The organism is Bacteroides sp. AF25-38AC, from assembly GCF_003602995.1.
Lineage (GTDB): Bacteria > Bacteroidota > Bacteroidia > Bacteroidales > Bacteroidaceae > Bacteroides > Bacteroides uniformis.
The window spans coordinates 62833-77899 of record NZ_QTMD01000026.1 but is presented as its reverse complement, the minus strand read 5'-3'; the positions used below and the strand labels follow the sequence as shown (position 1 = coordinate 77899).

Below are 15067 nucleotides of genomic sequence, written 5' to 3'. Positions count from 1 at the left end.
GTTGCCGTTCTTGTCATAGGCGGTTACATTCTCACTGAAACGGTCGGTGTTCGCGTTGATGCCGGCTGTTTCGCCGTAGGTCGCGTTCAGCAGCCTGTCCAGCCCGTCGTAGGTGAACTTGTAGCCGCGGACGGTGCTTTCATTCCCTGCCTTCCAGGTCATGCTGCTGATGCTGCCGTTGTACCTGGCAGTGCCGTTACCGGTATTGTAGTACAGGTTCTGTGTGAACTTCGTTCCACTGATACCCGTCAGCCAGCCACGGACATTATAGGCATACGTCAGCTTGTTGGTGGCACTTCCGTGCAGGGACTTTGATTGCAGTCTGCCCAAGTTGTCATACGCATAGTCGGCAAGGGTTATCTTGGTGCCGCCTAATGTATGCTCTACTTTCAAGAGTCTGTCCGCATGGTTGTAGCTGTAAGTATACACTTCCGTGCGGGTTGTTTTTCCGCTTGCCGTGTGGGTATGGGTCACTGTAGCAGGCTTGTTTGTAAAAGTATAGACGGTAGCTGCTACATCATAACCACCCAAAGGATTACTTTGCACAGTCTTCACCACACGTCCCTTGATGTCGTAGTAGTGTGCCGTATAAATCTTGTTGCTGCTACCGAGTACCGTTGCCACACTTGCCGTCAGTGCCCCTTTCCCGTTGCCCGAAGCATCATCAGGGAAATTGCTGTTATTGAAACCTGCTTGCGCACGGAAAGCGTAGTTGTCATAGTAATTCCTGATGTGCACAGTGGTGCCCGAAGTAGTCACTTTGTTGGTGCATACACCTTGCTCCGTCAGACGGTTCAAGCCGTCGTACTTGTAGTACGTCCAGTTACCGGATGTAAGGGCACGCTGGTTGCCGTCCTGCGAGAATACCAGACGGTCGGCATTGTCATACACCATTTCCATATATCCCGCACCGGGAAGCTTCTTCCAGATACAACGGTTACGTCCGTCGTATTTGTACTGGAAGGCATACTGGTCGAGATTGGCCGAGCTCTGGTACATAGGCTGGAGCACGAAACAAAGATTGCTTTTGTCGTCATACACATAGTAAGTGTCGTGCGTTTCGCTGCCCTTCATCTGACGGGACAATACAACATGTCCCATCTTGTCGGTGAAGGTGTAGCTCACGTTCAGGTCTTCATCGGTGGTCTTGACGACCGAAAGCTGGCCGGAAGCATAGCTGCCGTTGCTCGTCAGTGCGCCTGCACTGCTTACGCTATAGTTGATGCAGTTCAACTGCGCGTTAGCCGTACTGTTGGCCAGATAGTCCGTATTGACGGAATGCCCGCCATGCCATGCGGCTCCCGGTCCGTATTCCTTGACGGTACGGTTCAGCGGAGAAGCCTCGTACACCGGCTGGCCGTAAGGACGCGAGTCGTTGCCATAGTTGCCGGGCGCACTGCTCTTGAAAGAAGCAGGCGCCACATACTCGGCAGACGAGACTATCGGCAGCCAGGAATTCGCGGCACGTCCTGCAACGTCATACTCCTGCAACGTCACCAGATTGCTGCTGCTTGCCGTCACCTTCTTCAATACCGTCTGGAACGGACGTCCCAGGCCATCAAAATACTCCACCTTGTCCAGATATTTACCTCCCGTTTCATCCAGCATGCTACGGGTACGCACATAATTATGGCTGGCATCCTGCGCCGCTGTTGTCAATGCATAACACAACAACGCCATAAACATATATTTTCGTTTCATACAGTTCTTTCGTTTCATTGGGGTTTGTAATTATACTGATATTCATTCACTACCTTTCCATTATGCTCCTTAACCTGGAACAAGCGGTTGAAGTCATCATAGGTAAAGGTCGCTTTCTCTTTATTCGGTTCTACAATTTCCGTAACACCCACAAGCGGGCGATAGAGATAGGTAGTAACCAAAGCATTGTCGTTGGCAAGCCCGTTTCGCACTGTGTTCAGGACAGCTGTAATAGACGCAGTATTCGCATTGGCCGGCAGTTGGCTGATGCTCGCCGACGAGATTTTCTCTACAGCCTCATACGTCTTTCCTTCTATCTTGGCCACCGGATAAAGATTGTTATAGGCCCATAGGAAGCTCACCGGCAAATTGTTGCGTATATAACCCAGCAGCCGGCCTCTCGAAGTGTACTTGCCAAACCAAATATCCTGCACATAGGCTCCCGCATAATCGGCCAGCGTCTTGGGAGTAGTAGAGTTGAATCTCAACGTACGTTTGGGCAATATCATATTAAGCGTATCTTTATATTCCGTCTTCGACGCATTCACCACTTTGCCGGCAGAGAGTTCGACATGTTCTATAGGCATACCCACCATATATTTCCCTTTCATCTTGACGGAAACGGCATCTGTAAAGCTGTTTGCATATTTAAACTGCTTTTCTTTCTCCACCCCATGCTTGTTACTCTTTAAAGAAGAAAGTACCCCATAATCAGTATAGGCATATCTCTCTTCGTCCACTATATTGCCTTCAGCGCGATAGTCGGTAGTCACTTTCTTGCTGAGATAGTACGATTGTGCCCACAGATTGTAAGGCTGCATGGTACGGGTAGGATGGGAATAATCCGGATTGAAATAATAGTTGCGTATTTTCGGTGCCCAAACCTCTTCCGAAGAAGAAGGTGAGTAGGTGTACTCCTCTCTCTTCAGCAGTTTATGATTTTTATCCCTATATTCTACCGACGAAAGTTTACCGTTCTCATAGTCAGGCACCGTAGGAATACCGGCCAGGTATATATCAGTAACCTCATCCGGAACGTTATGGTATCTGTAAGTGGTATATCCCTGAGTATCCATGTCGCCATATGATTCACTGACCGCCGTATATCCCACAAGGTTTCCTCTGGAAAGATTCGTCAAAGGGATATAAGGAGCAGATTGAATCAGTTCATAGTAAGCATTCATCCAGTTTCCTGCCCAACTTTGCATTTGTTCTACATAGACCGGTGCGTTGAATACCGGCTTCACCATCAGCTTTGCATCCTGATATTCAAACTTACGCCAACTCTGGTTACCGTTGCCGTCCGTATTCGTGATGGACTTGATGCGCAGCCCGGCACCCAGGTAATCCTTATCCAAGGGAGCATTCGTTTTGCCTACTATCTCTACCGAAATATTGATAGGATACTCCAACCTTACATTCTGCACTGCCAATGTCACACGATACGTACCTCTGTCCAGTTGCTTTTCAGTGTCATCAGGCCAGGGCTCCATCACATCATAATCGGGAGAAGAGAACAAGGTTCTATAACCATTACCCTCTTTCTTTTCGAGTTGTGTTGTGTAAGTAAGCGACGAAGCAAGATGTTCACTGGGATGAGGTTCGTCATGTCTTCTGCGGATGATAATCTTGGGATTGGCATCGTCCACTTCAAAAGGCTCGCCAATATACATAAGGACAGGAGCTCCGGGTGCCACGGGCGGCATACCGTTGTCTACCAGGTTAAGGGTTCCTTCGCGCAAGGGGGGCATCATAGGCAAAGTTTCAAAACGATGTCCTTCATACTCAAAGGTAGTTGTGCCACCCGTAGGATAGGTGATAGTGCGCAGCGTCCCTATCTTGCACAACGCCTCATTGAATGAACGGTCCATACCTTCTTTAAACAAGCTCGTCTTACTGCTCGGCTTTATCGACTCCGACCAATAAATGCTGGGGCTAATCTTTAAAGAAGCAGTCATTGGTGACGCACCGTTGTAGAATCCCCAGGCATCTACAGACAGAGAGCGTTTGGGCGGCAATTTCCCCATATTGTAATCCATGGTATATACATTGTTCTTCTTCGAACCAGCCACATCATATACCTTCGACAATAACAAACGGTCATCATAACCATTGGTAGTGGCAGCCATTCCGCTAAGCAGATATTTATACTCCAGCATGGTGGTCTTGATAAGGTTACCGGCAGTATCACTCACCTTGATACTCGACAGCTTCTGTACCTTTTTTCCGGTTTCCGCACTCTCTATATCCTCACGATCAGTTGTACCGAATTCTACTTTACCCCCTTCAAAAGTAATAGCCGACAATGTCCATTGCTCTATCTTGGAGTATGAGTAATTGTAGTTGAACTTATTGGTGAAATACTGCGGAGATTGTGAAGACAATTGGCCATTCACTATTTTAGACAAAGATATAACGTCTTCTGTAGTAGAAATGGGAGTAAAAATACTTTCTTTTTTGTAACTAAACGTAATCTTTCCACCGTTGGGAGATGTCACAGAGTCAAGCATCCAGGCTGTTACAATCTGCGGTTCGTTATAGTATGGAAATATATGACTTCTAGTTATATCTGTTTGAAAAAAATCAATGGTATTTAAGAAATAGTATGTGATTTCTTTTGTCGAGAAGGAATAGACATATCCTTCCAAGTCCGTCATGGTCCATGTTTTGTTACTTGTATTGTATACCATCTTTACCACTTTTTCTTGTGTTTGGATGGTAGGGACGGCATTCAGTTGTCGGTTGTTCTTCAATACGTCGAAATACATGGAGCCCGAATGTCCGCCTGCATTGAAGTAAAACATATCAGGTTCGGCATCATAGTCACCTTTGAAATAACCCATATACTTCTCCAAATTCTGGTCGGTCACTTCAAATCTGGGATTGGTCAGCCACGGAGCATCAGTAAGGTTATAGCACCCACGTGCTGCAAAGTCGTCCGTACCCTGCACTTGTCTGACGACGCACCCTCCTGCCTGGAGGGTCCATCCAAGGCCGATCCAAGTAGCTTCTTGTGCAACACGTGTTCCGTCCGTATGGTACGATAGTGCAATGGGGAACTTCTTTCCGTCAAGGTCAATCTCGTAGATCGGGATAGTCAGATTGGCTTGCCCCACATAATTGTCGGTAGGTATCATGCCGAAAGTTCCCAATGAAGCTGCATTGGGAGATACCGGAACAATCCGGAAGTTGGTTTCAGGATGGCCATCCTGCGAATACATAACCGTTGCCTTCAGTAAAAGGAACAGTAATAAAAACAAGGATATTCTTTTCATGATAAATCGTTGTTATTAGAAAAATTATTCAATATGTTTTGCGGGATAAGGGATGGGGGAGCTGTTTTCCAAGCCTCTCCCATTCCCTTGCTGGCTTTTCAGCCTCCTACAGTGGCATCGCCTGCACGCCCAGCACACTGGCTATGGTGGCAATGATGGTGCCCACAATTTTCAAGATATCTTTCCAGGTTTCTTTGCTTATTTTCATAATTCCATGTTTTAAGGATGATTGTTTTAAAATTCTTTACTTACCTCGAAGCACGGACACTGCTTCACCCACTCCCACGGCTCCACCGTCCCATCTCCGTCCAAATCGGGACTGAGGTCGCGGTGGCCGCATACACGGGCGTTCCGGAACTGTTGTAGCAGCTGGTACACCAGCAGGTGCAGGGCCGAACGCTGCTCCGGCGTACGGGTATCCTTCGGATTTCCCCGGGCATCCAGCCCGCCTTCGTAGCAGATACCTATCGAATACTTGTTGTGACCGCGGCAATGCGCACCGGGCAGTTCCAAGGAACGGGTTCCGAGCACAGTACCGTCTCTCCGGATATAGTAGTGATAGCCCGTCGTGCGGAAGCCACGGCGGCGGTGCTCTGCCTCCAGAACCTCGGAAGTAAGCGTACAGCCCTCCCGCGTGGCGCTGCAATGCACCACGATGTAGTTGATTTTTCGCATAAGATTAGTTAGTGATTAATGATTGAAGATTAGTAATTTATGATTTGACGATTTACGATGTACGATTACTTTTCGTATCATAAATGCCTGCATAGGCGCGGTTATTTAGCAGTACGAATTTCAATCGTACATCGTAAATCGTCAAATCGTAAATGGCCTTATCCCAACGGATTTTCACCTTGGTCACCGTCGTTACCGCCCGAGCCACCGTCGTTGCCGCCCGAACCTGCCGTGTCCTGAAGGTCGAAGCGCACGCACTTCACCCCGGTCACCAGCGAACGGGTAGACACCGTATGGTCCAGATTACGCTTGGAGGTGGGCAGAAAACGCACTCGTAGTGTGGACTGGGTAGCCGACACCTTCAGAGGGTCTTCCACACCGTTCATGGTGGACTTCATCGTAAGGCGGAAAGTACCCAGACCGTCCAGCGTCACGCTCTCGGAAGACTGCAGGTGGCGAGTCATCACGGTCACCAGGTTGTCGATGACATTCTTCGAGTCACCCGTAGAGAGGGAAGACAACTCCGCAATCTCCTTAGCCACCTGCTCGGTGTCCACATTCCCCGTCAGCACCACGCGGGGATAGAAAAGCTTCTTGCCCTCTTTGTTGGCAAGAACCGACTGAAATGATTTGTAAATTACTGGCATAGTAGTTTTGTTTTAAAAATTAATAGTTTGTCTTGAAATTCAAGGATTCGTTTTTTTCAAATGAAACAACATTGTTTTATTTTCGTGTATTAAGCTTAACCACATTGCAAAGATAACGCTATCCGGAAAAGTGTGCAAATTAAAAAAACCGTTTTTCTTCATGAAATTATTCACAAATCGAAAACTTTACTTACAGCACAGGCTCAGCAGGTATCGTCCCGGTTGCCGTATCTTGCCATGACTCTCGCGCAAGGCATAGAAGCCCTTCCACAAAGGGTGGCCGATAGCACCGAAATTACTTTTGAGGATAATGGCATACTGCTCTTGCGGAGGAATATGGAACTGCTTCAGATTGAAAAGCAACCCGTCCAGGTTGCGGTCCGTGCCATCCTGCGGCGGTTGCAGTTGCTCTATTTTCCGAAGATATTCCCCCTCCGCGGATGGCACATCCGCGCCCTCAGTGCCCCCGGTTCCGGGGGAACTATGGAGGAGGGGATTTTCTTTGCTGTGTTGTGATGTGCTATGCTCTGCTGTGCTATATGTACCCGATGTCGCATTTTCGGGCTTAAATGCTGCACTTTCGGCAGCGGACGGCACGCTTCCATTGGCAGACGGCACTCTCCCGGCGGCAGTCGGCGCGGCCTCGTCATCGCTCTGAGAATCATCCACCAGACAATAACGTGTGTCTATGGCGGAAGATTTCCGGCGCTTGGTACTGAACAGATACTGCCGCTGTATCTCAGCAGAAGTCAAGATGGCGTATTTGCCGAAAAGGGCGGCATTGAAAATGCCGTACTCCACAGCCAGGGCAAGAATGCGCTTCACGTCGGCAGCCGTCTTTTCATAGAGGCAGGCGGAAAGGTCTTCGTAGAAAAGCTCGTCGGCACACACGTAATAGCCTTCGTCGGCATAAATGCAGGAGAGGGCGCCCAGCAGAATGGCAAAGGAGCCGTCACCCTCACGTTTCATGATGCGGCGCACCAGACGGTCGTGCATGAAGTCTGTGTTCAAGGGGAAATAGTCAAGTCCCCGTTTTTTGATTCTGGACATGGTTTGATGATTAGGGGTTAGTGATTAGGGGGAGAGAGCGGCTTGTATCATTCTATATCACCTGCTTCGCATAGGCGTTTCCGCTTGCGGAGCACGCTTTCGCGCACTACCTTCAAAGCATTCAGAATAAGATACATACGAAGAGTACAGTCCGAAATTTCAGTGATGACCGGATAACGGAGGGGATTGCTTGCTGGAAGTGAGCGACGGTAGCGGGCGTTGCTCATCGCCCTACGGCATTCCTTGCAATAATTGTCGGGGGCAAGCGTACGCTTGTCTACATAAAAAGAATCAACGGGCAGTTCTCTGTGGCAACATCCACAGAAACGAACATTTTTTTCAATAATCTGTTCCATAACCATTTTTTGTTAAGAATTAGTACAATAATATTTTTTCGGCACGCCCCTGCCAAAGATGCTTGTAGGGGCTGTTTGCTGGAAGTATATATCCAGCGTATTCTATCTATACATCCAGCGCGTTGCATCTATACTTCCAACGCACCTCATCTATACATCCGGCAAGGCGGATGCCCATTTTTTCAAATTCGTAAGTATTTTTGCTAAATTCGGATGCTTCCGGATAAAAGACCAGATGTGTATTTTCCATAAATCCCTCCCTTTTATTTGCATTTATAAAACATGATATGTATTTTTGTCCCAACAAAGATAATGCTGTTTTCATTTATAAAACAAACAAATCGGGAATTAAATTCTTAAATAAGACGTAAGACAGTATAAATGAGGAGATAATAGTTTCTGAATAATTTACACGTAAAAACTGAAGAATATGGCGAATGACAAAGACCCGGTATTTTGTGCGGCAGACATCATAAAACGTGCCAAACTGGCGAAAGAATTCAAGACAGACAGCGAACTTGCCGCCTTTCTGGGTATATCACGCTCCACACTGAGCAACTGGAACGCCCGCAACAGCATCGACTTCCCCCTGCTGCTGGGCAGCCTGGACGACGTGGACTACAACTGGCTGCTGACGGGAAAGGGCTCGCCTGCACATCATTCAAAATTCTGTGACAATGACTTGGTACAAGGTGAAGTGGAAATACTTCACACACCGAAAACAGCCGACCCTATGGACGACCGTAGCGTGACCCTCTATGACATCTCTGCCGCCGCCAACCTGAAGACACTGCTGGCTGACCGCCCGCAGTACGCCTTGGGGCGGATTGTAATTCCCAATATCCCTGTGTGCGACGGTGCCGTCTACGTCTCGGGCGACTCGATGTATCCCATCCTCAAGTCCGGTGACATCGTAGGCTTTAAGTCCATCCGCGACTTCACCGACGTCATCTACGGTGAAATGTATCTCGTCTCCTTCGAACGGGGCGGCGACGAATACCTGGCAGTGAAATACGTCAACCACTCGGAACGGCCGGACTGCATCCGTCTGGTGAGCTACAACAACCACCACGACCCCATGGACCTGCCGCTGGCGGCAGTCAATGCAATGGCCATCGTGAAGTTCTCGATAAGGAAGAATATGATGATGTAGAGGGCGGCATTATCACCGGAAATTTCGTAAGAAAGCTCCTGGCAAGGATCATTCAACAAGCAAACAGAGAAATTATACAAAAAAAGCTTGTAATTTATTCTTTTATCTTATTTTTGCGATGCCATAGGCATAATAATAAGTATCCGGAAAAAAACATGCTTATTCCATCCAATAGAACAAAGAGGGAGTGCATTCTTTCAAGGTTATGTTTTCTAGTGCTTTCAGTATGGGTGTTCCTACCTTCCGCAGCACAGAACAATCCCTACAAGATAGACGATGCACTCTACCCCATCTACCAGCGGGCTTCCAAGCAGGCACGCCAGCAGGAGGGGTTGCTGGTGGCCGACACTTTGTATCAACAGGCTCTGAAGCTCGGTGACAAAAAAGCACAATGCCTGGCATACATCATCCCCCTGCAGTTCTATATATCCCAAAAAGATGATAGCAAAATAGAAAAGGCATCCACTGACCTGAAAGAGATTTCACGTGCCAATAACTATCTGCAATATTATTATCACGCTTGGAGCAGCGAAATCATCTACTTCCTGAACCAACAACGCTCATTGCTCGCCTTGCAGAAAGCGGAAAAAATGAAAAAGCAAGCTTTTGCCGACAGATACCCTTACGGTATCTTCAGCTGTATCCGAACCATGGGCCATATCTACAAATCACGCGGAAACTTCGACCTCTCCGCCCAATACTATCAGGAAGCCTTGGACTATATGCTGAAGAATATGCCCGACCAAGATCCCAGCCAACTATACTCAAGCCTTGCCGAATATTACCGTAACACCCAAAAAGATTACGCCACCGCACTGGACTATTGCGAAAAAGCCTTGAAGAGCGCCAAAACAGAACGGAACATAGCCCAAGCCATGATAGAGAAATGCCTGGTACTATTCCGGCAGGGACGTATAGATGAATTCAACGACTGCTATAAAGAAGCCGTACAAATGGCGGACCGTTGCAAGCTCTCTGCCAGCGTTTCCCTACTGATAGCCCACATCAGCAAGAACATACTGGACAAACAGTATGAGCAGGCCCATGCCCACGCTGACCAATTGTCCGAGAAAGGCTTGCAACAACATGCCTACATTTACGAATGCGCCAAAGACTATCCCAATGCCATCAAATATCTGAAAAAATACCACCAGCAGTTGGATTCGACGAACAATCTCCTGCAACTGTCGGACATCGCCGAACTGAACACCCAGATAGGCGCCGAACGTCTGAAAATGGAAAACATACAGGCCACCTCGCGCTACCGCATCACTCTTTTCAGCATTGTCACCGGCTTTTTGCTGTTATCCCTGCTTTTCCTGATGCTCTACCTCCACCGCAAACGTAAAGTCAACCTCGAACTATGCCACAAGAACGAGGAACTTTCCGAAGCGCGCGACCAAGCCGAAGCAGCCAACAAGGCAAAGAGCATCTTCCTGCAGAACATGAGTCACGAAATACGGACACCGCTCAACTCTATCGTGGGCTTCTCACAACTCATCACTTCCCCCGACGCGAACCTTTCCCAAGAGGAAAGGCAGGATTTCTGCCATCTCATACAGCACAATTCCGACCTCCTCCTTACACTGGTGGGGGACATCCTCAGCGCAGCCGAGTTGGAAAGCAACAGATACACCATGAAGATAGCGCCGCACAGTTGCAACAAGCTCTGCCGGGAAGCCATAACCACCGTTGAACACCGCAAGCCCGAAGGCGTGAAGCTCTACTACACCTCCGAAGTGGACGACTGCTACGAACTGAGCACCGACGGGCAACGTGTGTGCCAGATACTCATCAACTTCCTTACCAATGCAGAGAAACACACCACACAAGGCGAAATCCGCCTGCACTGCTCCCTCACAGAGCATCCCGGATACGTCACCTTCTCCGTCACCGATACCGGTACCGGCATTCCCCCGGAATACTCGGAAACCATCTTCGAACGCTTTGAAAAGGCCGACAACTTCGGGCAAGGCACCGGTCTGGGACTCAATATCTGCCGCCTCATCGCCGAACGGCTGAAAGGGAAAGTGCTGCTGGACAAGGAGTACAAGGAGGGGGCAAGGTTCGTGTTTGTACTGCCGGTGAAAAAATCCATTTGAAGAGCAAGACCAAAACAACAAAGGCTGCCTCTTCTGCATCCTCCGAAACATCGGTATCTGCAGAAGGGCAGCCTTCTATATAAATAGCCGTAAAGCTATGCTGATTATAAACCGAATGCGGCTTTCACCTTGTCCACATAATCCAGCTTCTCCCAGGTGAAGAGTTCCACTTCAATGTCCTTGTTGCCTTCGTAGCGGCTCTTGAAATGCTTGACGATGGTCTGCGGCTCGCGGCCCATGTGTCCGTAGGCGGCAGTCTCCTGATAGATGGGGTTGCGCAGTTTCAGGCGGTCTTCTATTGCCTTGGGGCGAAGGTCGAACAGCTCGTCAATCTTACGGGCAATCTCACCGTCGCTCATATTGACGTGGCTGCGGCCATAAGTATCTACGAAAATATTGATGGGGCGTGCCACACCGATGGCGTAACTTACCTGCACCAGCATTTCGTCGGCAACGCCGGCAGCTACCAGATTCTTGGCAATGTGGCGGGCTGCATAAGCTGCGCTGCGGTCTACCTTAGAGGGGTCCTTTCCGGAGAAAGCGCCGCCGCCATGGGCACCCTTGCCGCCGTAGGTATCTACGATAATCTTGCGTCCCGTCAGCCCGGTGTCACCGTGAGGACCACCGATTACGAACTTGCCCGTGGGGTTGACGTGGTATGTGATACGGTCGTTGAACAGTGCCAGCACCTTTTCATGATGGATGGAAGCAATGACACGCGGCATCAGAATCTCGATTACATCCCGGCGGATTTGGGCGAGCATTTCCTCGTCGGCCTTCAGCTGGGCGGCATCGCTGTCGTCGGCAGGCTGTACGAAGTCGTCGTGCTGGGTGGAAACTACGATGGTATCGATGCGTACGGGTGTGCCGTTGTCATCATATTCGATGGTCACCTGGCTCTTGGCGTCGGGACGGAGGTAGGTCATCACCTTGCCTTCGCGACGGACATCTGCCAGCACTTGCAGGATGCGGTGTGCAAGGTCCAGTGAAAGCGGCATGTAATTCTCCGTTTCGTTGGTGGCGTAGCCGAACATCATCCCCTGGTCTCCGGCACCTTGTTCCATGGGGTCCTGTCGCTCCACGCCGCGGTTGATGTCGGGGCTCTGCTCGTGGATGGCGCTCAGCACGCCGCACGAATTGCTCTCGAACATATACTCGCCTTTGGTATAGCCGATTTTCTTGATTACTTCGCGTGCGATGAGAGGCATGTCAACGTACGCTTTGGTTTTCACTTCTCCAGCCAGCACTACCTGACCGGTAGTAACCAGAGTTTCGCAAGCTACTTTCGAACTGGGGTCGTAGGCCAACAGTTTGTCAAGCACAGCGTCCGATATTTGATCGGCCACTTTGTCGGGGTGTCCTTCAGACACCGATTCGGATGTGAATAAATATCCCATTTCAGTTGAGAATTGATAGTTGATAATTGATAATTCAACGAATGGCGGAAGGAGGTGTGTGGAGTAGATGCATCCGGCACACAAACGTGCCGTCAGAAAAGGATGTGTTTTAGCATTTTTTTCTGTGGTTGCAAGCTACTCAAATCTCTCCACATATCGTTTTTCGGGGGCAAAGATAGTGCAAACCGAACGCAGAACAAAATGAACTTGTTCATTTTTTATGCTGAGGTGCAGCCTATCTTCGCTTTCCGGAGGCAAAGATAAAAAAGAAATCTTGTATCTGCGCTACAGATAGCAGAGATTAACACTGATTTTGCAACAATTCCCCGATTGTCTTTCCCAATACCGGATGCACCACGCCTGAAGCAATCTCCGCCAACGGCTCCATCACGAAACGGCGTTCCTGCATCAGCGGATGAGGAAGTTTCAGTTCGGGAGTATCCAGCAAAACGGGAGTACCGTCATCGGCAAAACAGAGCAACAGGTCGATGTCTATCACACGGTCGCTATACACTGCATTGACAGACTTATGCGTACGCCCCATCTCCCGCTCGATTTCCTGCGTCGTTTGCAACACCTCCAAAGGTGCCAAAGCAGTGTCTACGCAGAGTGCGGCATTCAGAAAAGTATTATCGGAAGAAAAGCCCCACGGGGCAGTAGCATAAAAAGCAGATAGGGAAATCACTTCCCCTATCTGCTTTCTTATCTTTTGGACGGCCATGCGGAGATTCTGCTCCTTATCGCCGAGATTGGTACCAAGACTGAAATAAACAACCATAATTACCGGTCTGTAATCAGCATCGCATCTCCATACGTACCAAAGCGGTACTCTTCCTTCAATGCCACATTGTATGCCTCCATCACCTGCTCGTAACCGCCGAAAGCGGCAACAATCATCAGCAGGGTACTGAGCGGCATGTGGAAGTTGGATATCATGGCATTGGCCACGGTAAAGTCGTACGGCGGGAAGATGAACTTGTTGGTCCAACCCTCGTATTCCTTCAAATGTCCGTCGGTGCTGACGGTGCTCTCGATGGCACGCATCACGGTGGTACCTACGGCACAGACTTGGCGGTTCAGGTCTTTGGCATGGTTCACAATCCGTACGGCTTCCTCGTTCACAATCATCTGCTCGGAGTCTGTCTTGTGCTTGGTGAGGTCTTCCACATCAATGTCGCGGAAGTTACCCAAGCCGGCATGCAGGGTGATGTAGGCAAAGTCAATACCCTTGATTTCCATACGCTTCATCAGCTCGCGGCTGAAGTGCAGGCTGGCGGTAGGCGCTGTAACAGCTCCTTCGTTGCGTGCAAAAATAGACTGGAAACGTTCGGCATCGTCCGGCTCTACGGGACGGTTGATGATGCTGTGGGGCAGCGGCGTTTCGCCCAGCGCATAGAGCGCCTTCTTGAACTCATCGTGCGGACCGTCGTAAAGGAAACGAAGCGTACGCCCACGCGAAGTGGTGTTGTCGATAACCTCAGCCACCATAGAGTCGTCGTCACCGAAGTAGAGCTTATTGCCGATACGTATTTTACGGGCAGGATCCACCAGTACATCCCACAACCGGAGCTCTTCGTTCAACTCACGCAACAAGAACACTTCAATACGCGCACCGGTCTTTTCCTTGTTACCGTACAAGCGGGCAGGGAAAACCTTGGTGTCGTTGAAGATAAACACATCTTTGTCATCAAAATAGTCCAGAACATCCTTGAACATCTTGTGCTCAATCTCACCCGTCTTACGGTGCAACACCAACAGACGTGACTCGTCTCTGTACTTCGTGGGGTGCAAAGCTATCTTCTCTTCGGGAAGCTTGAATTTGAATTGCGACAGTTTCATAATTAGTTATGAGTTATAAGTTATTTATTATTTATATCAGTCTGTTTTAGTCATAAGAGGGTATGAGTTATCCGGCAGTATACTACACTTCATAGCAAATAACTCATAACTTATAACTAAATATCTATCTCCTGCGCCTCTATCCACTCTTTAAAATCGAGGGGATTGAGGCAGTCTGCCAGCCGGACGTCGCCTACGCGGGTACGCTCCAGGGCGGTGAGGTGAGCGCCGCTCTGCAGGGCTTCGCCGATGTCACGTGCCAGGGCGCGGATATAGGTTCCTTTGCTGCATACTACGCGTACCTTTATCCACGGTTCGGCAATATCCAGCCCGTCGTCCAGCAGCTCTATCTCGTCGATGACGAGCAACTTGGGTTTCAGCTCTACCTCCTCTCCCTTGCGGGCAAGGTCGTAGGCACGTTTCCCGTTCACCATACATGCCGAGAAGGCGGGAGGCACTTGCTGTATCTCGCCGATGAACTTCTTCAGCGTCTCCTCCACCAGTCCGCGGGTGATGTGCTCCGTGGGATAGGTGGCATCTATCTCATGTTCCAGGTCGTAAGAGGGAGTGGTGGCACCCAACCGGATGGTGGCAACGTACTCCTTCGTGTGATACTGGAATTCCTCAATCCGTTTCGTGGCCTTGCCCGTACAGACTATCATCACCCCCGTAGCAAGCGGGTCGAGGGTACCGGCATGGCCTACTTTCAACTTCTTCTCCTTTATCCGCCGGCAGATGTGGTAACGCGCATGTCCCACAACCTTGAACGATGTCCATCCCAGCGGTTTATTGAAATAGAGGACTTCTCCTTCTTTAAAATTCATTGGCCTCTCCCCTAACCCCTCCCCGGTAGGGAGGGGGATAAAATGGTA

At 49.4% G+C, this 15067-nt stretch carries 14 protein-coding genes; 2 read left to right on the top strand and 12 right to left on the bottom strand.

All coding sequences use genetic code 11. The annotated features are described in order from the left end of the window. The 8 genes from DWY55_RS22405 to DWY55_RS16395 form a co-directional block, all read right to left on the bottom strand. A partial coding sequence (locus DWY55_RS22405; RefSeq protein WP_243633671.1) for a DUF6443 domain-containing protein occupies window positions 1-1701 on the bottom strand: 1701 nt, incomplete at its 3' end. Window positions 1702-1715: 14 nt separating this feature from the next. Further along, on the bottom strand, window positions 1716-4976 hold the full coding sequence (locus DWY55_RS16420; protein ID WP_008662329.1) for a hypothetical protein: 3261 nt from the start codon (window positions 4974-4976) through the stop codon (window positions 1716-1718). A 106-nt stretch (window positions 4977-5082) separates the two neighbouring features. Beyond that, complete coding sequence (locus tag DWY55_RS22035) at window positions 5083-5184, bottom strand: smalltalk protein (protein WP_005825315.1); 102 nt, start codon at window positions 5182-5184, stop codon at window positions 5083-5085. Window positions 5185-5210: 26 nt separating this feature from the next. Continuing rightward, a complete protein-coding gene (locus DWY55_RS16415; protein ID WP_005834031.1) occupies window positions 5211-5651 on the bottom strand; it encodes an N-acetylmuramoyl-L-alanine amidase in 441 nt (146 codons plus the stop codon). A gap of 158 nt (window positions 5652-5809) precedes the next feature. After that, on the bottom strand, window positions 5810-6298 hold the full coding sequence (locus DWY55_RS16410; protein WP_005825310.1) for an HU family DNA-binding protein: 489 nt from the start codon (window positions 6296-6298) through the stop codon (window positions 5810-5812). Window positions 6299-6484: 186 nt separating this feature from the next. Further along, window positions 6485-7348 (bottom strand): DUF4373 domain-containing protein, encoded by an 864-nt coding sequence (locus DWY55_RS16405; protein ID WP_005834029.1) that lies wholly within the window; start codon window positions 7346-7348, stop codon window positions 6485-6487. A gap of 47 nt (window positions 7349-7395) precedes the next feature. Continuing rightward, the gene (locus tag DWY55_RS16400; RefSeq protein ID WP_008662326.1) at window positions 7396-7710 is read right to left on the bottom strand and encodes a hypothetical protein; all 315 of its coding nucleotides are present in this window, start codon (window positions 7708-7710) and stop codon (window positions 7396-7398) included. 100 nt (window positions 7711-7810) lie between these two features. After that, window positions 7811-7954 carry a hypothetical protein gene (locus tag DWY55_RS16395; protein ID WP_225982629.1) on the bottom strand — a complete coding sequence of 48 codons (144 nt, stop codon included), beginning with the start codon at window positions 7952-7954 and terminating at the stop codon, window positions 7811-7813. Between the two features lie 180 nt (window positions 7955-8134). Between DWY55_RS16395 and DWY55_RS16390 the strand changes: the two genes are divergently transcribed. Beyond that, window positions 8135-8857, top strand: coding sequence for a helix-turn-helix domain-containing protein (locus DWY55_RS16390; protein ID WP_005825301.1), 723 nt, complete (start codon window positions 8135-8137; stop codon window positions 8855-8857). A 155-nt stretch (window positions 8858-9012) separates the two neighbouring features. Continuing rightward, window positions 9013-10959 carry an ATP-binding protein gene (locus DWY55_RS16385; protein WP_034525440.1) on the top strand — a complete coding sequence of 649 codons (1947 nt, stop codon included), beginning with the start codon at window positions 9013-9015 and terminating at the stop codon, window positions 10957-10959. A 104-nt stretch (window positions 10960-11063) separates the two neighbouring features. On the opposite strand, the gene metK is transcribed toward DWY55_RS16385, so the two are convergent. The 4 genes from metK to truB form a co-directional block, all read right to left on the bottom strand. Continuing rightward, window positions 11064-12356: a methionine adenosyltransferase gene (metK, locus tag DWY55_RS16380; protein WP_005825299.1), complete on the bottom strand. Its 1293-nt coding sequence runs from the start codon at window positions 12354-12356 to the stop codon at window positions 11064-11066. 301 nt (window positions 12357-12657) lie between these two features. Further along, the gene (gene folK, locus DWY55_RS16375) at window positions 12658-13134 is read right to left on the bottom strand and encodes a 2-amino-4-hydroxy-6-hydroxymethyldihydropteridine diphosphokinase (RefSeq protein ID WP_005825297.1); all 477 of its coding nucleotides are present in this window, start codon (window positions 13132-13134) and stop codon (window positions 12658-12660) included. A 2-nt stretch (window positions 13135-13136) separates the two neighbouring features. After that, window positions 13137-14195: a tRNA preQ1(34) S-adenosylmethionine ribosyltransferase-isomerase QueA gene (queA, locus tag DWY55_RS16370; RefSeq protein ID WP_005825296.1), complete on the bottom strand. Its 1059-nt coding sequence runs from the start codon at window positions 14193-14195 to the stop codon at window positions 13137-13139. Window positions 14196-14311: 116 nt separating this feature from the next. After that, window positions 14312-15019: a tRNA pseudouridine(55) synthase TruB gene (gene truB, locus DWY55_RS16365; protein WP_005825294.1), complete on the bottom strand. Its 708-nt coding sequence runs from the start codon at window positions 15017-15019 to the stop codon at window positions 14312-14314. Window positions 15020-15067: the final 48 nt, after the last annotated feature.

Coding starts and splice junctions, on each gene's coding strand:
- metK (WP_005825299.1), bottom strand. CDS start 12,356: ATGGGATATTTATTCACATCCGAATCGGTGTCTGAAGGACACCCCGAC.
- DWY55_RS16390 (WP_005825301.1), top strand. CDS start 8,135: ATGGCGAATGACAAAGACCCGGTATTTTGTGCGGCAGACATCATAAAA.
- DWY55_RS16410 (WP_005825310.1), bottom strand. CDS start 6,298: ATGCCAGTAATTTACAAATCATTTCAGTCGGTTCTTGCCAACAAAGAG.
- truB (WP_005825294.1), bottom strand. CDS start 15,019: ATGAATTTTAAAGAAGGAGAAGTCCTCTATTTCAATAAACCGCTGGGA.
- DWY55_RS16385 (WP_034525440.1), top strand. CDS start 9,013: ATGCTTATTCCATCCAATAGAACAAAGAGGGAGTGCATTCTTTCAAGG.
- folK (WP_005825297.1), bottom strand. CDS start 13,134: ATGGTTGTTTATTTCAGTCTTGGTACCAATCTCGGCGATAAGGAGCAG.
- queA (WP_005825296.1), bottom strand. CDS start 14,195: ATGAAACTGTCGCAATTCAAATTCAAGCTTCCCGAAGAGAAGATAGCT.
- DWY55_RS16415 (WP_005834031.1), bottom strand. CDS start 5,651: ATGCGAAAAATCAACTACATCGTGGTGCATTGCAGCGCCACGCGGGAG.
- DWY55_RS22035 (WP_005825315.1), bottom strand. CDS start 5,184: ATGAAAATAAGCAAAGAAACCTGGAAAGATATCTTGAAAATTGTGGGC.
- DWY55_RS16420 (WP_008662329.1), bottom strand. CDS start 4,976: ATGAAAAGAATATCCTTGTTTTTATTACTGTTCCTTTTACTGAAGGCA.
- DWY55_RS16395 (WP_225982629.1), bottom strand. CDS start 7,954: ATGGAAAATACACATCTGGTCTTTTATCCGGAAGCATCCGAATTTAGC.
- DWY55_RS16400 (WP_008662326.1), bottom strand. CDS start 7,710: ATGGTTATGGAACAGATTATTGAAAAAAATGTTCGTTTCTGTGGATGT.
- DWY55_RS16405 (WP_005834029.1), bottom strand. CDS start 7,348: ATGTCCAGAATCAAAAAACGGGGACTTGACTATTTCCCCTTGAACACA.